The organism is Gluconobacter roseus, from assembly GCF_046058915.1.
Lineage (GTDB): Bacteria > Pseudomonadota > Alphaproteobacteria > Acetobacterales > Acetobacteraceae > Gluconobacter > Gluconobacter roseus_A.
In genome coordinates, this window is record NZ_CP175538.1 from 260,081 (window position 1) to 278,922 (window position 18,842).

An 18,842-nucleotide genomic window follows, 5' to 3' on the forward strand; every position below is an offset into this window, starting at 1 on the left:
ATCAACTGGAATGAACATGGTTCGCCCTTCCGGCAAAATGACTCAAGCGTACCGCAGACCCGGAGTTTGGTTGAGACAAAAAGAAACCCGGCTTCTACCGGGTCTCTTTATCAATTCACCAGATTTGGTGGTTCCTGCATGGGCGGAGGATCTTCACCTGGCGGCGGGTATGGATTGGGTTTCGGTGGTTGAGGCGGCATTGGTGGTGGTGGATTGGGCAACTCACTGGGGCTTTGAGGGTAAGACATCATCATCTCCGTTTCAGGGGTGACAACACTTCAAAGCCGTTTCGAAGCGGAGGTTTGGTCGCAGCGAAAAGAAACCCGGCCGAAGCCGGGCAGAATCAGTTGGTGGGATTGCCCGGAGACTCCGGAAGTACAGGCGGCTCTCCAGGTTTGGAAGGCGGAGCACTTTTCGTCGGGTCATAGTCTTCTTCAGCCGCGTCTTCTTCTGGTGGCCCGTCTATGATCGGGTTCTCGTCTAGAAAGAGATCAAAAGGTTCCCTTTCGCCTGGAGAACCTGCTGGTTTCGTCGGATTACAGTGTGCGTTACCGGATTGAGCGAACATGGTCGCCTCCTGTTGTATAGCGACTTAAATCTGCTGTCGGCGACTGGTTCGATATATACAAAAAGAAACCTTGCTGGAGGTAAGCTGAAATCCGGGTCTGTCTAACCGCCCAGCTTCCTGATGAAGGTTTTACATCATGCTATGAGGGTATCTTGGTGTAGACGGCTGAGGTCGTGCTTCGTTCAGCAGGTGGGCTGTCGAATGGTGCTGTTGGCCTCAACGAAGCGCAAGAGCATGTAGAGCCGGACTGTCAGGACATTTGTTTGTGATTATGTGCGGTGACGAACAGACTCATATCCGACATCAAAGCACATTGCAGTATCGTGGCTATTAACCAGGCTATCTGACATGATATAGATACAGCACGACCTCCTTGATCCCGAGTTTGCGATCGCCCGAATGATACTGATAGAAATTGGGCTTCTAGAGGGCAGTCCATTCGCTGGATGAGTGAAATAAAGAGTGTTGATCCACATATCTTCTGGAAATTGGATAAGGCATGGCTGGGACGTCACGAAATGCAAATCGGCGCCTATTAAGGAATTACCAGACGCTCGCTTCTTGATAATACAAGTCTGAATCAGGCGCCGCTCACAGCGTGTACGGATGGTAGTCTTATCAATATAAACCAGCTTCTTCGGACGCTTTTCCCTGGTTCAGAAACTACGCCAAAGAGAATACCAGTTATACGCTGCGATTTAATCTTATTCTGAAGCGAAAAATCATGCTGCCGCGCGATTATTATCTTCGAGACTAAGATATTTGGCCCAGTTCAAAGTCCTCACTGACTAGAAATCCTAATGCATGCGCCAAATATATGTGTATTATGTTTAATCTATATTTATAGATAATTTATTTACTGCTATTAGAACAAATCTTCGAGAAATATAGTTTCAATACACTGCATAATTAAAATTCTGCATTAATGATGGAGTCCTCAAGAAGAGGCATGATCTTTGAGGAGAGCGAATATTTTTCACAGCATTTCTTCTCCGCATATAAGGCCTGTCGAGCATTTTCAATGCCACCAATCCCATGTTTTCATTACTTTCATTTATGGACACAAACATATCGCTTCCACCACATTGAACGGGAGGGTGCAATTTGTAACAGCAAAATAACTGCTCAACATTAGTTTTTGACCGTGCAGAAAGAAGCTTGCTTGGTTCGATTTTGTATTTTACGCGAAGTTCTTCCTGAACGACTTTTTCACTTTCACCGGATCGACGAGAAATCTCCTTTCGATACTCCTCTGGCAATTTTCCGTCGATCTGCTGCGCTTTATGATCGCTGGCTTTAGAGAGAGCAAGACGCATACATGCTCCCAGATCAGCGGTTGACATGGGTAAAGCCTGATACATCAGGGGCGTATCAGGATCACTCGTGCATGTCCCGCTGGCCCATTGGATGCTGTAGAAGCATTTTTTTGATCTGACGAGACTAATGCGTTTCGACTGGGGAGGAATTTCTCAGGTTTTAAATGGATTGAGAAGTGCTGATTTTTTCCGGTCTGGCAACGAGTTTATATTTACTTAAGTCTACTTTTTCCGCCTGTAGGCAATCCATGCGCTCCTTCGAGAACCAGAGCCCGCCGGTCCAAAATCCAGTACCAATGCAGGGCGCCTCTGGAGGAAATATGGGCCGGCAACATCTTTGGCAATCGCGGTAACTGTCGCATCGACGGCAGACTGTTTGGCCCTGACCAGATCGCCAATCAGAAAACCATCATTCATGTGTTCTCTCCAGATTTCTTTTGAGCTCAGATCTCATAGCCACAATCCGACGCTGAAGCGGCGACGCACCGATAATCGGTTTCAGATACTTCCTGTTCTCCGATAATGAGAACAGAACAGCAAGTCTTCGAACCGTCAAGAAATGCTGATGAACTGCCGGGTTTTTGTCTGCTGCGACGGTTATCAGTTTGCCGCCTCCCCTAAGGCTATCGTTGCCTCAGAATTGCCGGTTAATCCTGGTCGCCGGTGCAAGCTGAAGCCAGGTCGGGCGTAAAGGGAATACGGCAAGTCGTCTCACGAAACGCGCGAAAAACGGCGGTTTTGTAGAGGAAAGTTTTGACGTTTCACGCCGCCAGGTTTTTAGCACTGGCTGTCATGTCATTTTCGCCCGGATCTGCAGAAATGTTTTCCAGAAATCCGGGCGTATTTTCGTTTTACGGATGAGCTTCTGCGTATGCTGCGGCCGCGCCAAACAGGCCAGGTTGCGGGTGCGTGATGATCTTGACCGGCATTTCGGTCATCATGCCTTCAAAGCGGCCCTTTGCGACAAATCGCTCAGCAAAGCCGGAATGGCCGAGGCCATCGGCGAGCCGCAGTCCCAGTCCTCCGCCAATGACGACGCCGCGGGCGCCATGTGCCAGAGCCAGATCGCCTGAAATGGCGCCCAGGCTGAGGCAGAAGCGTTCCAGAGCGGCAACGGCAACAGTATCGGAGCCGTCGAGCGCGTTTTTCCACAATGTCCGGTTGTCACGCAGGGTAATGGGCCAGCCCTGCATCTCCGCAATGACTTCATACAGATTGGTCAGGCCCGGGCCGGAAACGATCCGCTCGGCGGAAACGCGGCGGAAGCGCAGACGCAGGGCGCTGAGGATTTTGTCTTCAAGTTCGTCGAGTGGCGGATAGTCCAGATGGCCACCTTCGGTCTCCATGACAAAATACCGGTCTTTGCGACGAAGGAGGCAGGCGGCGCCCAGCCCCGTACCGGGACCGACAATCGTGATGGCGCCTTCGGTCGGCAGATCGATATCGGGTCCGCAGAGATGCCTCATATGCGACGAATCGACCTGTGCTACAGCGTGAGCCACAGCGCCGAAGTCATTGACGAGCACGAAATTGTCGAGATGCAGACGCGCCCCCAGCTGGCTGGGCTGGATGATCCATGGGTTATTGGTGAGCTTGAGGATCTCGCCACTTACCGGACACGCCACCGCAATTCCGGCTTCGCGCGGAAGTGTCCGGTTCAGGGAGCGACCGAACGTTTCCCATGCCAGAGCGAGGCTACCATGATTCGCACATTTCAGTGTCGTGGCTTCACCCAGTGTGGCGACCTTGCCGTCCTCAATGGTCGCAATTGCAAACCGTGCGTGCGTTCCACCGATATCGACGGCTACGATTTCCCTCATGGCACCTCAAATCCTCTGACGATGCTGGCCGGTGGCCCGCGCTTTTTCTTATGCGCAGCAGTTACCTACCGTCCCGGCCACGTCAAGTTCCGGAAGCTTCCAAAGAATTTACTTCAGCGTGCAGGGCGCTGCCGGACCTCGGCTGTTCTGAGCAGTCGGTGAACGATGGCCCGTGGCACAATCATCTCCAAAAACCGGGCAATGGCGAACGGCCACGGGAAAAGCAGATGCGCCTGTCCCTGCCCGATCGCGCGGGCAATCATCTGCGCGGCACGGCGAGACGACACCAGGAAAGGTCTTGGCCCTTCAAGACGCTGGCTCATGGGTGTGTCCACATAACCCGGGGAAATCAGGGTGACAGAGACATGGTGCGGGGTCATGGCAGCGTGAAGGGCTGTGCTGAACCTCGCAAGACCGGCTTTGGAGCCACTATAGGCCGTGGCGATCGGCAGATCATGGAAAGCGGCCACCGAGCCCACGAGTGCGATACGTCCACCCTTGCGAGCGGCCATGCGTGAAGCCATCTCGGTCGCAAGCGTTGCGGGGGTTGTGAAATTGACCAGGGAAATGTTGCGAACTTCCTCGGCTGTTTCCGTGAGCGCGCCTTCAGGGCGGATATCTCCGAGGCCTGCTCCCAGGATCAGGATATCGATCTGCCGCGCATCATCCGTCTTTCGGAGTTCTGCCAGGGCATCGTCCGTCTGACACAGATCGAGCGAGAATGTGTCGGCCGTTGCCCCCTTGCGCACAACCTGTGCCGCAACTTCGGCGAGACGCTCGGGATTGCGTCCCCAGAGCGTCAGATGTGTTCCCGGACGGGCATACTGGAGGGCCAAGGCGGCGCCGATGCCGCTTGATCCCCCGGTAATAAGGACGTGAAACGGGGCGCTGGAGGAGGAAACAGAAGCATCTGACATGGGAAACCGCTTTATTCGTGGTCGGATCGGGGCTGGAAGGGTATAGCCCTCCCATGCAACAAGATGCGACCCCGTGCCGTACTGGCACATCACCCCGTCTGACGGGATGTTTTTTTCGATCAGAGGTTCACCTGCCATTATGACACTGCCCGACAGGACTGACATCCCTGCGCCACATGATGATCTTGTGGTCCGGCCAGTGACCACGCGGGCGGACCTCAAGCTGTTCATGACCCTGCCGCGTCGCATCTATGCCGGCATGGCTGGCTTTGTTCCGGCTTTCGACATGGAGCAGGATGACCTGCTCAATCCGAAAAAAGCACCGATTTTCCGTCATGCAAGCATCCGGTATTTTCTGGCCTGGCGCGGCAACACGGCTGTAGGGCGCATCGCCGCGATCGTGGACCATCGTGCCATCGAGCACTGGGGCATGAAGATCGGCTGCTTCGGGGCCCTGGACGCCATTCCGGAAGGGAGCATCGTCAGCGCTCTTCTGGACACGGCACGGAACTGGCTGCGGCTGCAGGGCATGCAGACGATGCGCGGCCCTGTCACACTGAGCGGTAACGGCGAATCCGGTCTGATGATCGAAGGACAGGACCAGCCCCTGATGGTTGCCATGCCCTGGCATCCACCTCTGCTGGGCAAACTGGTCGAAGAAGCGGGTTATACCCCTGTTGAGGATCTGCTCAGCTACAAGCTCGATCTGGATGATCAGACGGAGTCGCGCTTCAAGGTGCCGGGCGATCTGAAAATCGGTGAAGGCCGGCTGGGCGCCATCGCCATCCGACGTCTGTCAAAGAAGCAGATTGCCCAGCAGGGTGAAATCCTGCGCCAGCTTTACAATGACGCCTGGAGTGACAAATTCAATTTCGTTCCGCTTCAGGATTACGAAATGAAGGCCATGATCAAGCAGCTTGGCCCGGTCCTTCGCCCGGAACATTACGTCCAGATCGACCAGAATGGTGAGCCTGTCGCCATGGCACTGGTTGTGCCCAATCTTTATGATATCGCGGGCGACCTTGGTGGTGCCCCCTCGCCTCTCGGCTGGGTGAAGCTCGCCGCGCGTCTGGCAACGCATCGCTTCCACTCTGCCCGTGTCATTCTGCTTGGCGTGACGCAGCGTCTGCGCGGAACGGTTCTGGGGGCGCTTCTTCCATCGCTGGCCATTGCCGAGCTGATGCGTCGGCGGAAGTCCCTGCCCTATTCCTGGGTGGAACTGGGCTGGATCCAGGCGTCCGATTCCAACATGCGCAATCTGGCCGAGAGCATCGTGCCGGAGCCATACAAGCGCTACCGGCTCTATGAGCGGGCTATCGAAGATCCCGCCTGAGGCTCCGCGCTCACAGGGTGGCTGTCAGAAATGCTGCCAGCCACCCTGCTCTGGGATAATGTCCCGTCCCTTTGCGTCCAGAACACGCACGCCTGTGCCAGAACGTACCGTTCCGATGCGATGGACCGGGATTTCGGCAGCCTGACACGCCACCTGAAGGGCTTCTGAATGTCGTGGTGCGCATGTGAGAAGCAGTTCGTAATCGTCGCCGCCGCACAGGCGACGCATGAGCCAGTCATGCCCCAGTGAGGCCGCGGCAGAAGAGACTGGAACGGCATCTGCTTCAATGACAAGCTGGACACCGGATTCTTCGGCGATATGGCCACAGTCCTGAATCAGTCCGTCCGAAATGTCCATCGCCGCGCTGACGATGCCGTGCAGGTGAAGCCCTGTTCTGGGCCGGGGTAGATGATATCGTTCTGCCAGGAAGCCTGATGGATCCTGCAACTTGCCCTGCAGGACAAGCAGTCCCAGAGCGGCATCCCCGATCGTGCCTGTGACCCAGACATCGTCTCCGGGACGGGCGGTGCTGCGACGGAGCGCCGTATCGCGCTGCAGTAGTCCGAACACGGTGGCGGAGAGAACCAAAGGGCCTGAAATGGACGTGGTATCGCCACCAATCAGATGAATGCCATAAAGCTTCTGGTCTTCGGACAGTCCACGTGAGAAGGCGGCAAACCAGCTTTCATCATGCCGTCCGCCACGTGGAACCGTGACGTTCAGCGTATAGGCATGAGGCCGTGCCCCCATGGCCGCCAGATCCGAAAGATTGCAGCGCAACAGCTTGCGCCCGAGTGTTTCGGGTGGATCGTCAGGAAGAAAATGGACGTTTTCGACCATGGTGTCGGTCGAGATGGCGAACTCCTCGCCTGCGGGACAGCGCATCAGGGCGCAGTCATCGCGCAGGTCGAGGCTCTCTGGCCCAGCCAGGGGCCGGAAATGACGGGCGATGAAGCCGAACTCGCCTGCTTTCGTCGCTTCGGCCCCTGACGTGCCCGTCATGGATCAGACGTTGCCGTCGCTGCCGCGGCGGCTGAGCGTATCAAGGATGCCGTTGACCATCTTGGGCTCGTCGCCCGAGAAGAAGCCGTGAGCGACATCCAGATATTCGTTGATGATGATCCGGTCGGGCGTATCCGTGGCGATCAGTTCAAAGACGGCAGCGCGCAGAAGCGCCCGAAGCACGGGATCCAGACGCGGAAGCGGCCACTGCTCAGGGAGAACGTCGCTCAGCTTCGCATCAATATCGTCCTGACGGCGTGTGACACCCAAAACGATTTCCTGAAACAGCTTCAGATCAGCATCGGGGATATGTCCATCGTCGAACGAAGCGGTAGAGCTGACGCGGCGGTGACGGATGAACTGGCTGATGACGGTTTCCGCCGTGTCGCCGGACTGTTCACACTGGAACAGTCCCTGGACGGCCGCAACGCGGGCAATGGTCCGGCTGCGGCGCGTCGGGTTCGTGGCGGGGGCGTCGGTGGCGGTCATGGTGTCTCCTGGGAGTTGTCGGGGGACGGTGTGTCCGTATCCCCGGGAATGGGTTTCATGTCGGCGAGGATTTTCGAGAACGCCTCGACCTCGCGGAAGTCGCGGTAGACGCTGGTGAAGCGGACATAAGCCACACCGTCCACTTCGCGCAATGCATCCATCGCCAGCTGGCCGATGCGATGGGAAGAAATCTCGTGTTCCCCGGAAGCCTCAAGCTGTCGGACCAGCCCGTTGACCAGACGCTCCTGACGTTCCTCGGGAACCGGGCGCTTGCGCAGGGCAACGCGGATGGAGCGTGCGAGCTTGTCCCGGTCGAAAGGCACGCGCCGTCCGTCCGCCTTGGTGACGGAGAGTTCGCGGAGCTGGACCCGCTCCACGGTGGTAAAACGCTGCGTACATGCCGAACAGACGCGCCGGCGACGGATGGCAACGCCGTCTTCCGTGGAGCGGCTGTCCTTGACCTGGGTATCGTCATGTCCGCAAAAAGGGCAACGCATTCGCGATCCTGAGTGTTCGGGCCTTGTCGTGGCCGGGGAAATGGGAGCACTTTACCGGATGATGCGTTCCGGCCCAAACGGGCTTCCCCAATGGCTTTGGGAAATCGCGCACAACACCGGGAGACTGTCGTTGAAACGGGTATCTGTCCTGACCGCCCTCTTTGCTCTTTCCACTGCCTCTGCCATGGCCCAGCAGGTTCCAGCGGCGGCGGCACCGGATGCCGATCATAACGCACAGCGGGTGGTGGTCATGGACGGGACGTTCCGTCCTTCAGCGTATTTTCCGAACCGAGGTGCTGGGTATTTCACGATTCGCAATGATGACAGTGTCGATCATCTGCTGAAGGGCATTTCGTCTCCGCTCTGTCAGAATGTTGTTGCCCATCATACGAACCAGCAGCAGACCGATGGCGCGAATGATCTTTTCACGCATCTGGCCCTGCCCCACAACTCGACGATGATCTTTCCGCGGTCTGGCTATCATATGATGTGCATGGGGATCCGGCAGATGCCAGCAAAGGGCGACAAGGTGCCTTTCACGTTTGATATTCTCAATGGTGGCGGCATCACCGTCAGTTTCACCGTGACCGAGCCTGACGAACTGACCCACGACTGACTTTTTTTCGGTAAGCGTTCAGTGAGCCGTCGCAGGCTCACGGATCTCGCGCAGTACGGTCAGTACTGCGGCGCCATAGCGGTCCAGCTTCGAGGCGCCCACTCCTTTGATGGTTCCCAGTTCTTCGCGGCTGACAGGCTGCTCTCGGGCAATGTCTCGCAGGACCGAGTCATGAAAAATGACATAGGGCGGGATTTCCTGCTCCCGCGCCTCTGACAGGCGCCATTGACGCAGGGCATCGAAATACGGCTTTTCGTCTGCTGACAGGCGATCATTTTCTGTATGGCCATCCGAGCCCGCGCTGGCAGTCAGGGCTGCCTTGGCCTCAAGCCGGAGCGCTACGCGTTCTTCGCCGCGCAGGATCGGACGGGCGATCTCGCTCTGCAATGCCAGACTGCCATATTCGCCGTGCATCCGGATGGCACCGCGCGCGATCAGCTGACGAATGACAGCGCGCCACCACTGCTCACTATGATCTTTGCCGATCCCGAACACCGAAAGATGCTGATAGGCATTGCGCTCGATGGTTTCGTTGAGCTTTCCGCGCAGCACATTGGAAAGCTGAACTGCTCCAAGGCGCTGCCCGGTGCGATAGATCGCCGAAAGCACCTTCTGGGCCGCCTGCGTGCCGTCGAAGGTCGAAACCGGGCTGATGCAGTTGTCGCAGTGGCCGCAGGGCTGAGGAAGGTTTTCTCCAAAGCATGCCAGCAATGCCTGGGTGCGGCAGCCCGTGGTTTCCGTGAGCGCGATCATGCTCTCAAGCCGTGCCTGCATGACGCGCTTTTCATGATCCGGTGCGCTGGACTGTTCGAGCCAGTAACGGGCCCGGGCCATGTCTTCGCCGCCATAGAGCAGGAGCGTATCGGATGGCTCCCCATCGCGCCCTGCCCGTCCGATCTGCTGGTAATAGGCTTCTGGCGACGAGGGCATGTCCAGATGGACCACACAGCGCACGTCGGGCCGGTCGATTCCCATGCCAAACGCGATCGTGGCGACGATCACCATTTCCTCGCCGGAGCGGAAGCGCAGCAGGGTCGCCCGTTTCTCGACCGAGGACAGACCGGCATGGAACGGAAGAGCCGTCAGGCCCTTGTCCCGCAGCATCGTCGCGACACGTTCCGTCTTGTTGCGACTGCCGCAATAGACGATGGAGGCTCCCTCACGATGGCTCTGCAGGGTCTCGAGAAGCTGCCGGCTTTCGCTGGCCTTGGCTCTGGCTTCCACAATCAGGTTGGGGCGGTGAAAGCTCGCCATCAGGACACGTGCGTCGGGCATGCCGAGCGCGTTCAGAATATCATCCCGCGTCCGGGGATCGGCCGTGGCCGTCAGGGCAATGCGCGGCACACCCGGAAACATCTCCGGCAGGCTGGCGAGTGCGCGGTATTCCGGTCGGAATTCATGCCCCCAGGCCGAAATGCAGTGCGCTTCGTCGATCGCAATCAGCGAGATCTGGCGCTTTGACAGGAAATTCGCGGTTGAGGGCTGAAGGAGACGCTCTGGCGAAATGTAGAGAATGTCGATCCTGCCACCGCGAAGATCGCTTTGCAGTGCATCGCGTTCATCCGGCTCAAGTCCGGAATGCAGGGCTGCCGCGCGAACTCCAAGCTGTCGAAGACCGGCAACCTGATCGTCCATCAGGGCAATCAGCGGGGAAATGACCAGTCCCATACCGTCGCGGCAAAGAGCTGGCACCTGATAGCACAGGCTTTTTCCGCCACCGGTCGGCATGAGGACAAGGACATCCTCACCCCGCATGACCGTCTCGACAGCTTCCTGCTGGAGGCCGCGGAAACCGGGAAAACCGAAAACTTCCGCAAGCACGCTTTCAGGCGTGGAAGGCGGATGTGATCCCGGAGTGACGGGAGGGCTGTTCTGCGCCTGCGTCATCCCGGGCGCCGGATCAGTGGCCCGGAACGATGGTGATGGAGACGCGACGCAGGGCGACGTGGGAATCCTCAAGCTCGCTCGGCGTGTACGGCGTCATTTCGATCCGTGCACCGTTGATCCCGTCATTGCTGAGCTGGGTAGCGACGGTCTGGGCGCGGCTCGTGGCCAGTTCTTTCAGAACCGCAGCGTCACCATTTGCACCGGCCGAACCCGAGACGCGGACGACGGAGGCATGTTCAGCGCGGGCGGCTGTAGCAGCCTTGGTCACGACAGCCTGTGCGACAGGGCTGAGCGTTACCGATTTACGATCGAAGAAAACGACGTAGCTGTCACGCGACGGCTGCTGGGCGCATCCAGCCAGCGCAGCTGACAGAACGAAAACCGGGGCCGCGATGCGGACGAAGGAGAGGAAACGTGCCATGGCGTAGCGTCCTGTCAGGGTAAGTAAGCGTGAAGCTGGATCGGCGCGGGCCGGTCAGCACGCACTGGAAATAACCTGTCCGTCCTCGAGGCGCCAGATGCGGTCAAGTTTTTCCACACCGGTCAGACGATGCGCGATCAGCAGGACGCTTCGTCCCTCGGTCGCATTGTTCAGCGTTTCGAGGAAGGCCCGCTCGGTATCGGCGTCCAGTCCGGTTGCCGGCTCGTCGAGAACAAGGATCGGAGCATCGGACAGCAGGACACGCGCCAGAGCGATACGCCGTCCCTGCCCGCCTGAAAGTTTCGAGCCGCCCTCGCCGATCCACGTATCCAGACCATCGGGAAGTTCGCGGACAACATCTGCGATCCTGGCTTGCTCGAGTGCAGCCCAGAGTGCGGTGTCGGGGACGTCCGTCCGTCCGAGTAGCAGATTGCCCCGAATGGTATCATCAAACAGGTGACTGGCCTGTGACAGCCATGCGATCTGAGACCGCAGGTCGCTGTCGCGCAGTGTGGTGATGTCTGTTCCTCCCAGCAGGATCCGTCCCTTTTCCGGGGATGCCGCCTTAAGGATCAGTGCGGCCAGACTGGACTTTCCTGCGCCGGAAGGCCCGATCAGGGCTGCGCGCTCGCCCTGCCGGAGTGTGAGGTTCAGGTCACGAAAGATCGGTGCACGGTCCGCTGTCCAGCGGAACGTCACATTCTCCAGTCGCAGATCCCGTCCAGCCGGAAGTGCCGCATTGCCTTCCGGAGCCGGGGGGGCGCGGTCGGCAATCTCGACAATGCGTTGTGCCGCGTGACTGACCTGCCCGGTGAGCAGTCCTGCCCGGGCCAGTCCTGTCACGCCTTCCAGAGCCGTAATGGCAACGAACAGCGCCGTGATGCCGGCAATGGCTGGAGACTGCGGAAACAGGATGCCTGCAACCGCACATAGGATAACTGCAATCCCGGCCTTGGCGATCAGGCCCGCGAAACCGTGCATGAGCGCCATACGGGTCTGCTGACGACGCTGGGCCTTGAACAGGGTTTCCTGACGGTCCGTCACTGCGGCGGCAAGAACATCTTCTGCGCCGAAAGCCCGGGCTTCGCGGAGGCCGGATGTGAGATCAAGAGCGGCAACCCGGAGGTCGGACTCCGCACGAAGAATGTCCGGACCGAAACGACGGGACAGACGCGCGCCCATCAGAGGCAATATGAATGCGAGGACAGCAAACAGCGCACCGGTCAGAAGGCCCGCTTCCATTCCGGCCCGCATCCAGACAAGTGTTGCGATCGGGAGTGTCAGCAGGGCTGAAATCAGCGGCACAAGAATGCGCAGATACAGGTTGTCCAGCGTCTGGACGTCGGACACCAGACGCGACAGGAGATCTCCTGAACGCTGGAAACCCAAGCCCGCCGCAGCACCACCTGCAAGCTTGCGGTAGAACCAGACCCGCAGGTCCGCCAGCGCGCGGAACATGGCGTCATGGGTATAGAGGCGTTCGCAATAGCGCAGGACGATCTGTGCCAGGCCTGAAAGACGCAGGAGAAGATAGGCAGCCCCTGCTCCGATCGCGGCACCGGCGACTTGTCCACCTGCCTGCCCCATCAGGGCTAAGCCGGCACAGACAGCCAGTTCAGCTATGACAATGCCGGTGATGAGACGCGTATACTGGGGGCGCCAGACCTGCAGAATGCGGGAGAGCGCCGTCTCGCTGTTCAGACTTGAAACCGGGCTGGTTGGCAGCGGGGCGCTCATGCAGCTTCTCCCGTAAAGGCGACAGCGCGACCGCCATCAAGGACAAGATGACGGCCGTGGAACTGGCGGGCCTGAGCGGAATGGCTGCACAGGATGACAGTCCGGCCTTTGGCCAGTTCTTTCAGACTAATGAGGATTTCCGCCTCTGTTTTCGGATCGAGATGGGACGTTGGCTCATCCAGAAGCAGAAGCGGCGCGTCCTTGAGATAGGCGCGTGCAATGGCAATACGCTGCGCCTGTCCGCCGGAGAGGCCAAAGCCTCCTTCGCCGATCCGCGTTTCCAGACCTTCCGGCAGGGACGACAGATACTGATCGACAGCCGCAGCCGAGACGGCATGTTTCAGATCTTCGGCCGAGGCATCTGGACGCGCGAAGAGGATGTTTTCCCGGATCGTGCCGGCGAACAGGACAGGCTTCTGTCCGATCCAGCTGATTCGTGATGAAATCTGGCGCGGAGACAGGGTCTGCATGTCCTGACCATCGAACAGGATGCGGCCCTGTGAGGGTGCAACGAAGCCGAGAAGCAGTTCCAGAAGCGTGGATTTACCTGCGCCAGAGGCTCCTTCAAGGATCAGGGTCGATCCAGCCGGAAGAGCAAAGCTGACATCATGAATGACTGTGCCGCGCTGCTCGTCCCAGGCAAAGGAGACATGCTCTGCAGTCACTGAAATTCCGCCATCCGCATGAACAATATCCGGACCAGCAGATGTCCGTTTGGTCAGTGGTGCGAGTTCATGCATGGCTTCTGCGGCAGCGGTGGCATGGGCCCGGTCCTGATAGGCGGCAGACAGGGCACGGAAGGATGCAAACGCTTCCGGCACCAGCAGAACGGCATAAAGGGCGTGGGTCAGAACGGCGTCCGAAGGATGTCCCATCAGGGTGTTGGCCTGCGTCACGACAATCAGCACAAGGGCCACGACCATGGCGACATCAGTGGTGGCCGACGCCACAAAGGCGATCCGCAGAACCTTCATGGTGCGCTGGCGCAGGTCATCGGCGCTCTGGGCCAGAGCCTGTGTCTCGCGATCGGTGCCGCCGGACAGGACGATGGTTGCGATGCCTTTCACACGGTCAAGGAAGCGCGTCTGAAGGCGCGTCATGGCCAGAAACTGCCGGCGGGATGCGACAGCGGTGGCGATTCCGAAGACAGCCTGAAAGATGGGAAGCGATGCACAGCAGGCGGCGAGGATCAGACCGGCCTCGTGATTTTCCAGATACAGCGCAATGACAACCAGCCATTGTGACACCAGCCACAGCGAGGCTGCTGGCAGCCAGCGGGCAAAATAGCCGTCCAGCGCCTCGATACGATCGACCAGAGTCGCTGCGATGGCCGCACTATGGTGGCGGCGCAGCAAGGCTGGCCCTTCGCCGATGATGCGATCCAGCACCTCACGGCGCAGACGGCGCCGGGCATGGATTCCTGCCGCCGCAGCCGTCATGTCCTGCACGGTGGAGAGGATGACCCTCAGCACACAGGCCAGCAGGAAAACGGCGATGGCCGGCCCGGTACTGTCCGTATCCCGCGTCAGGACAGACGCCAGCGTTCGTGCCAGTGCCCAGGCCTGCAGCAGTCCCAGCAGGGTCGAGAGCAGTCCTAAAAATACGACGACAGAGGTCCGGGAGCGGCTTGCTCGTCCCTGTGCCTTTACCCACGCTTTTGCGATTGTCTTGTCGGCATTCATGATCCCTGCATATAGGTCGCAAAAGCTCCACAAGACAGTGCTTCACACAATTCTTGCCGCTTATTTAGATTTTTTCGTGGATTTTCGGGTGGAACCTTGAAGGTGACCGGCCTTTACAGGCCCGAGTCTTCGCCGTGACTGATCGCCTTGCGGGCCATGGCCAGAGCCGTAAGTGAGGGCTGTTCCGGAACGAAACGCAGGGTATACCACGTCCCATTTTCGTTGCTGACCGTCATCTCGGCGTTGATCTGACGGGCGAACCCGCGGATGAGTTGCATCCCGATACCTTCCCGACGTGTGCGGGACTCGGAGGCCTGGCCGGCATTGATACCGATACCGTCGTCTCCGAGCTTCAGTTCGACCAGTCCCTCCTGTTCAGGAGGCGCCGGGATGACCTTGTGCAAGGCGATGACGATGTGACCTGCCCTGTCCTCCGGGAAGGCATATCGGAGGGCATTGCTCACGACCTCGGTGACGATCAGGGCGATCGGCACGGCCTGATCGGGTGAAATCAGGACATGCTCGATGTCGAGCTGCAGGCGAATGCGCGTCTGGGCGTTCATCCCGTTCGCAGACAACAGGATGCTGCAGAGTTCTTCCAGAAAGCTCTGGACGTCCAGCGCAGAGAGGCCGCTCTCGGAATAAAGGTAACGGTGCAGGGTTGCGAGCGCCCTGACACGATCGCGGACGAGACGGAACTCTTCACGGGCTTCATGAGAGCGAATGCGGCTCGCCTGAAGGTTCAGCAGGGACGCGACAACCTGCAGGTTGTTTTTGACGCGGTGATGGATTTCGCGAATCAGCATGTCTTGGTTGCGTGCCGACTGCTCCAGATCCTGTTCGTGTTGGCTCAGTCGCCGCGTTGCCCGAAGGAATGCTTTCTCCAGGTGCCGGATTTCCAGCGGTATGGAACGGTTTATCCTTGGTGCGAATGGCGCTCCCCGCCGCCAGTCAGCTACGGCCTGAGCCAGTTTCTCGAGCGGATCAACGAGGAAAAGCCGGGCCCCTAGTGCGACAGCCATCAGTTCAAGAACCAGCAGCCCGACAATAAGGCTGACCCGGATCAAAAAGATATTGAGCGCATGGCTTTCCTCGGCAGTACGCTCGGTGGAAACGATCAGGCTTACGGGGCCATAGGCGTTCTGGAAGGCATAGGTGATGCCGCGGCTTGTAAAGACGTCGTGCAGATTGAGAGACGAGATGTCCCTCTTCAGTCGGGCCAACGCTTTGGGCGGCAGTGTCGCAACCACGGGGCGATCGGGGAAAAGCGAATAAAGAGAGCCGTCCGGCATTGCGAGAAAATGCTGTGCATTGTCTCCTGTTCCAAGGAGAAGGCGGCTATCCCCTTTCGGGAGATGACTGCGCTGCCAGCCAAGTGTTCGCACGGCAATAATGTAGCCGGAAACGGAATTGTTGCTGAGAATGGGAACAACAAATTTCAGAAGCGGTCCGCGGTCACCTTTCAGAACGTCGACCCCGACAACAGGGAGCTTTGCCGGCGTCGATGTCATCGACGGGTCAGCGAGTTCAGGAGACCGGCAGATTGCAGCTTCCTGCGTTGATGCAGGTGGCAGCACGACCGACGGACGCCCTGAAACATCTGTCAGCATCAGCAGGCAGTAATGATGCTGCGACACTGTCTGGACGAGAGAAAATTCCCGCAGGGCATTGCCTGAGGAAATGTCGCCATCGGCGAGCATGTCCAGAAGTGTATGAGTTTGATCGAGATCGGTTGTAATTTCCGAAATCGCAAGCTGGGTATCCCGCTCGGTGCGCAGGGCTCCGTTACCGACATTCTGTTGATAACTGTGCCATGCGAGCAGAGAGGCGATGATAGCGAGGGGAAGAGTTGTTGCCACGATCAGCGCCATCACCCGGGCACCGACAGTATCCAGCATCCGGATATTGCGCAGAGCGCCCCATCTGTAGAACAGACGGCGCCAGCGCCGCGGACTCAGGTCTGGGAACCCAGACCGGGTAACAGTCACTTGTTTCGGTCTTCCTCGATCAGTCGGAGAAGCTCATCGGGAATCGGCTCGTTTGCAACATCATCGAAAAGCTGATGCAGGCCCCGGCTCAGCCAGATACCAAAAGGCGAGTCCTTTTCCTCACCTCTGGTATCGCTGGCTGAGGACTTCCGCTTGTCTCCTGCGGTCATTGGCTGGTCTGAACCTTCCTGTGACGTCAGAAGATGCAAATCCTGCACCCTTGATACTGACTATGGCGCGAACTCCGAGTTTTCTCCTGGAGAAGCCGCTATGGGATGAACTGCCAATCCAGTCTTACGAAACAACTCGTTCTCTGCAATCGCTGCTAAACCGCAATGGACGCAGATTCCATCGTTTGTAACCAATTAAGGTCAGGAAAGCATCAGATCGTCAGAAGACTTACCAGCGCGACGACGGGCATCCATTGCATCACGCAGAGCCTTGACCTTCACGCGCAGCTTGTCGTTGGTCGGCAGCTCGCCACTCATCCATGCTTCCAGCTGACGGCGGGCACGGAACACGCGGCTCTTTGCCGTACCAACGGCGCAATCTGTTGCTTCGGCCAGAGCCTCATAGCTCATGCCCTGAATCACCACCATAACAAGCGCTTCACGCTGGTCTGCCGGAAGACGGGAAAGAGCCATCGACAGATCCTTGAGAGCAAGGCTGTCTTCATGCGTTGCCGGGCTGGCAAAGGAGGATGCGGGTACATCATCGATGTCGGTCGTCTCACGACGCTTGCGAAGATCAGAGATGAAGCGGTTACGCAGAATACGATGCATCCAGGCCGAGAAGTTCGTTCCCGGGATGAAGCTGTTCTGGGCAGCCAGGGCGTTGCACACGGCGTCCTGTACGAGATCTTCCGCAGCGGCGCGGTTACGGGTCAGGGAAAGAGCCTGAACACGCAGCTTCGGAAGAATGGCAATGACCTGATCGTGGAACGTCATGGAACTAACTCCTGATTTCGCTCTGTTTTCATGGGATCAATGAACGGTCGGGAGAAAATGTTGCATCCAGCCGCAGAAAATCTTCTTAAGAGCGAAAACAAGGTACCAAAAACCGCTGAAAACCGCCAGAAATCAGGTGATATTTTTTTCGGGTTCCGTCTGCGGCTCAACGCTTTTTTCTGCAGCCAGCTCCGCAAGCTGGGCTCTGGCACGGGAAACACGGGCCCTCATGGTTCCGGCAGGCACATCGCAGACCCGGGCGGCATCTTCGTAGGACAGTTCCTGTGCCCCCACGAGAATGAGCGCTTCACGCAGAAGGTCCGGCAGCTTCCAGAGCAGTTCACCCAGATCCTGAACCGCATCACGCGCGTGCTGCAGTGATGGTGCCGCGGTGGAAGGCTGCATATCGAATTCGATATCCTGCATGATTTCCTGTTCGCGGCTGCGTCGACGGGTCTGCTCGTAAAAGGCATTTCGCTGAATTGTGAACAGCCAGGCTTTCAGCACTGTTCCTTCCTGGAACTGGTCCTGTGCTGCCAGAGCACGGACAATCGTATCCTGCACCAGATCATCAGCGGCAGCCGTGTCCCGTGTCAGAAAACGTGCAAAACCCCGCAGATCCGGAAGGGTCTGAAGCAGACCTCGATGGAAACTGTCTTTTTTCGCAGTCGGGCCGGATGGAGTGCCCCCGGGTGCTGGTGTGCTCAGAAGAAGATCCTTCATGCGACATTGCAGGCGACCGGGGTGGCCACGAAGACTATACGAAGATTGGGCATCGTGTCATGATTATTCAACCTTCATAACAGGATGCATCCCACTCGGGATGGGTCGGCAGCTATCTTTTCAGGAGGCCACGGACACATGACTGATCTGACACGTCAGGAACTCGTCAAGGCACTTCCCTATGCACGTCGCTTTGCCCGCGCCCTGGTGGGCGAACAGAAAACGGGCGATCAACTCGTGGCCGCGGCCCTGAAAGAGCTGATGGAAAAGCCACCTCGAAGCGGTCTTTCCGCACGACAAGCGCTTTATGGCCTGCTCGTGAACGTATTCATGGCACAGCACGGCGCGGATGCTGCGGTGGGCATGCCGCTGCGTCAGCGTGCGCTTCTGCTACTGACCTCGCTGGAAGAGCAGTCGCTTGCGTCCAGTGCGCAGGCTCTGGGCATTACCGATGAAGAGGCGGCTGCCGAACTCAACAAGGCCCGCCAAGGGCTTCAGGGGATTGCACAGACCAACGTTCTCATTATCGAGGACGAGCCGATCATCGCCATGGACATTCAGGATCTGGTCGAGCGCTGCGGTCACAGGATTGCGGGCGTTGCTCATACTGAGGCAGACGCTGTTGAACTTGCCGCAAAGACAAAGCCCGGCCTTATTCTCGCGGATATCAATCTTGGCGGTGGTGGTGATGGCATGCAGGCCGTGGGACGGATTCTGCGCACGCATGAAGCGCCGGTCATTTTTGTGACAGCCTATCCGGAGCGTCTGCTGACCGGTGAGACGCAGGAGCCGTCTTTCGTTATCACCAAGCCGTTCGAGCCGATGACGCTGGCCGTTGCAACCTATCAGGCCGTGACAGGCGGTGTGACACCCGTCTGAGAGTTTTATTCGGACGGAGG

At 58.2% G+C, this 18,842-nt stretch carries 18 protein-coding genes; 4 read left to right on the plus strand and 14 right to left on the minus strand.

All coding sequences use genetic code 11. The annotated features are described in order from the left end of the window. Positions 1-16: 16 nt before the first annotated feature. A complete protein-coding gene (locus ACJ2A4_RS01230) occupies positions 17-271 on the plus strand; it encodes a hypothetical protein (protein ID WP_408873291.1) in 255 nt (84 codons plus the stop codon). Between the two features lie 1,190 nt (positions 272-1,461). On the opposite strand, the gene ACJ2A4_RS01235 is transcribed toward ACJ2A4_RS01230, so the two are convergent. The 3 genes from ACJ2A4_RS01235 to ACJ2A4_RS01245 form a co-directional block, all read right to left on the minus strand. Beyond that, entirely contained in the window at positions 1,462-1,884 is a 423-nt protein-coding gene (locus ACJ2A4_RS01235) for a hypothetical protein (protein ID WP_408873292.1), read from the minus strand. An 851-nt stretch (positions 1,885-2,735) separates the two neighbouring features. Beyond that, the gene (locus tag ACJ2A4_RS01240; protein WP_408873293.1) at positions 2,736-3,704 is read right to left on the minus strand and encodes a glucokinase; all 969 of its coding nucleotides are present in this window, start codon (positions 3,702-3,704) and stop codon (positions 2,736-2,738) included. A gap of 113 nt (positions 3,705-3,817) precedes the next feature. Continuing rightward, a complete protein-coding gene (locus tag ACJ2A4_RS01245; RefSeq protein ID WP_408873294.1) occupies positions 3,818-4,621 on the minus strand; it encodes an SDR family NAD(P)-dependent oxidoreductase in 804 nt (267 codons plus the stop codon). Between the two features lie 139 nt (positions 4,622-4,760). Here ACJ2A4_RS01245 and ACJ2A4_RS01250 point away from each other — a divergent pair, with 139 nt between their 5' ends. Further along, a complete protein-coding gene (locus ACJ2A4_RS01250; protein ID WP_408873295.1) occupies positions 4,761-5,954 on the plus strand; it encodes a hypothetical protein in 1,194 nt (397 codons plus the stop codon). Between the two features lie 24 nt (positions 5,955-5,978). Here the strand turns inward: ACJ2A4_RS01250 and thiL are convergent, their stop codons facing one another. The 3 genes from thiL to nrdR are packed head-to-tail and all read right to left on the minus strand — an operon-like array spanning position 5,979 to position 7,942. Further along, positions 5,979-6,956: a thiamine-phosphate kinase gene (gene thiL / locus ACJ2A4_RS01255; RefSeq protein WP_408873296.1), complete on the minus strand. Its 978-nt coding sequence runs from the start codon at positions 6,954-6,956 to the stop codon at positions 5,979-5,981. A gap of 3 nt (positions 6,957-6,959) precedes the next feature. Continuing rightward, positions 6,960-7,445 (minus strand): transcription antitermination factor NusB, encoded by a 486-nt coding sequence (gene nusB, locus ACJ2A4_RS01260; protein ID WP_062510336.1) that lies wholly within the window; start codon positions 7,443-7,445, stop codon positions 6,960-6,962. After that, positions 7,442-7,942, minus strand: coding sequence for a transcriptional regulator NrdR (gene nrdR / locus ACJ2A4_RS01265; RefSeq protein WP_408873297.1), 501 nt, complete (start codon positions 7,940-7,942; stop codon positions 7,442-7,444). Before nrdR ends, nusB begins: the two co-directional genes overlap by 4 nt. Positions 7,943-8,072: 130 nt before the next feature. Between nrdR and ACJ2A4_RS01270 the strand changes: the two genes are divergently transcribed. After that, positions 8,073-8,558 carry a copper chaperone PCu(A)C gene (locus tag ACJ2A4_RS01270; protein WP_408873298.1) on the plus strand — a complete coding sequence of 162 codons (486 nt, stop codon included), beginning with the start codon at positions 8,073-8,075 and terminating at the stop codon, positions 8,556-8,558. 18 nt (positions 8,559-8,576) lie between these two features. Here ACJ2A4_RS01270 and recQ read toward each other — a convergent pair whose 3' ends face one another. The 8 genes from recQ to ACJ2A4_RS01310 all read right to left on the minus strand — a co-directional run bounded on the left by recQ (position 8,577) and on the right by ACJ2A4_RS01310 (position 17,859). Further along, complete coding sequence (recQ, locus tag ACJ2A4_RS01275; RefSeq protein ID WP_408873299.1) at positions 8,577-10,445, minus strand: DNA helicase RecQ; 1,869 nt, start codon at positions 10,443-10,445, stop codon at positions 8,577-8,579. Between the two features lie 13 nt (positions 10,446-10,458). Beyond that, positions 10,459-10,866, minus strand: coding sequence for an OmpA family protein (locus ACJ2A4_RS01280; RefSeq protein ID WP_408873300.1), 408 nt, complete (start codon positions 10,864-10,866; stop codon positions 10,459-10,461). 54 nt (positions 10,867-10,920) lie between these two features. Next, entirely contained in the window at positions 10,921-12,603 is a 1,683-nt protein-coding gene (gene cydC / locus ACJ2A4_RS01285; RefSeq protein ID WP_408873301.1) for a thiol reductant ABC exporter subunit CydC, read from the minus strand. Next, positions 12,600-14,285, minus strand: coding sequence for a thiol reductant ABC exporter subunit CydD (cydD, locus tag ACJ2A4_RS01290; RefSeq protein ID WP_408873302.1), 1,686 nt, complete (start codon positions 14,283-14,285; stop codon positions 12,600-12,602). Before cydD ends, cydC begins: the two co-directional genes overlap by 4 nt. Positions 14,286-14,398: 113 nt before the next feature. Then, positions 14,399-16,273, minus strand: a complete 1,875-nt coding sequence (locus tag ACJ2A4_RS01295) for a sensor histidine kinase (RefSeq protein ID WP_408873303.1) — start codon at positions 16,271-16,273, stop codon at positions 14,399-14,401. Then, positions 16,270-16,443 (minus strand): NepR family anti-sigma factor, encoded by a 174-nt coding sequence (locus ACJ2A4_RS01300; RefSeq protein WP_408873304.1) that lies wholly within the window; start codon positions 16,441-16,443, stop codon positions 16,270-16,272. The genes ACJ2A4_RS01295 and ACJ2A4_RS01300 overlap by 4 nt, the downstream gene beginning before the upstream one ends. A gap of 201 nt (positions 16,444-16,644) precedes the next feature. Beyond that, positions 16,645-17,220, minus strand: coding sequence for a sigma-70 family RNA polymerase sigma factor (locus ACJ2A4_RS01305; protein WP_194260590.1), 576 nt, complete (start codon positions 17,218-17,220; stop codon positions 16,645-16,647). 132 nt (positions 17,221-17,352) lie between these two features. Continuing rightward, positions 17,353-17,859, minus strand: a complete 507-nt coding sequence (locus ACJ2A4_RS01310; protein WP_408874066.1) for a sigma-70 family RNA polymerase sigma factor — start codon at positions 17,857-17,859, stop codon at positions 17,353-17,355. Between the two features lie 222 nt (positions 17,860-18,081). Here ACJ2A4_RS01310 and ACJ2A4_RS01315 point away from each other — a divergent pair, with 222 nt between their 5' ends. After that, positions 18,082-18,822 carry a response regulator gene (locus ACJ2A4_RS01315; protein ID WP_408873305.1) on the plus strand — a complete coding sequence of 247 codons (741 nt, stop codon included), beginning with the start codon at positions 18,082-18,084 and terminating at the stop codon, positions 18,820-18,822. The last annotated feature ends 20 nt before the right edge of the window (positions 18,823-18,842 follow it).

Excerpts from the sequence above, each read along its gene's own strand:
- ACJ2A4_RS01230 (WP_408873291.1), top strand. The coding sequence starts at position 17 with ATGGTTCGCCCTTCCGGCAAAATGACTCAAGCGTACCGCAGACCCGGA.
- nusB (WP_062510336.1), bottom strand. The coding sequence starts at position 7,445 with ATGACCGCCACCGACGCCCCCGCCACGAACCCGACGCGCCGCAGCCGG.
- ACJ2A4_RS01305 (WP_194260590.1), bottom strand. The coding sequence starts at position 17,220 with ATGACGTTCCACGATCAGGTCATTGCCATTCTTCCGAAGCTGCGTGTT.
- thiL (WP_408873296.1), bottom strand. The coding sequence starts at position 6,956 with ATGACGGGCACGTCAGGGGCCGAAGCGACGAAAGCAGGCGAGTTCGGC.
- cydD (WP_408873302.1), bottom strand. The coding sequence starts at position 14,285 with ATGAATGCCGACAAGACAATCGCAAAAGCGTGGGTAAAGGCACAGGGA.
- ACJ2A4_RS01250 (WP_408873295.1), top strand. The coding sequence starts at position 4,761 with ATGACACTGCCCGACAGGACTGACATCCCTGCGCCACATGATGATCTT.
- ACJ2A4_RS01300 (WP_408873304.1), bottom strand. The coding sequence starts at position 16,443 with ATGACCGCAGGAGACAAGCGGAAGTCCTCAGCCAGCGATACCAGAGGT.
- ACJ2A4_RS01315 (WP_408873305.1), top strand. The coding sequence starts at position 18,082 with ATGACTGATCTGACACGTCAGGAACTCGTCAAGGCACTTCCCTATGCA.
- ACJ2A4_RS01235 (WP_408873292.1), bottom strand. The coding sequence starts at position 1,884 with ATGCGTCTTGCTCTCTCTAAAGCCAGCGATCATAAAGCGCAGCAGATC.
- recQ (WP_408873299.1), bottom strand. The coding sequence starts at position 10,445 with ATGACGCAGGCGCAGAACAGCCCTCCCGTCACTCCGGGATCACATCCG.
- ACJ2A4_RS01280 (WP_408873300.1), bottom strand. The coding sequence starts at position 10,866 with ATGGCACGTTTCCTCTCCTTCGTCCGCATCGCGGCCCCGGTTTTCGTT.
- ACJ2A4_RS01245 (WP_408873294.1), bottom strand. The coding sequence starts at position 4,621 with ATGTCAGATGCTTCTGTTTCCTCCTCCAGCGCCCCGTTTCACGTCCTT.
- cydC (WP_408873301.1), bottom strand. The coding sequence starts at position 12,603 with ATGAGCGCCCCGCTGCCAACCAGCCCGGTTTCAAGTCTGAACAGCGAG.
- nrdR (WP_408873297.1), bottom strand. The coding sequence starts at position 7,942 with ATGCGTTGCCCTTTTTGCGGACATGACGATACCCAGGTCAAGGACAGC.
- ACJ2A4_RS01240 (WP_408873293.1), bottom strand. The coding sequence starts at position 3,704 with ATGAGGGAAATCGTAGCCGTCGATATCGGTGGAACGCACGCACGGTTT.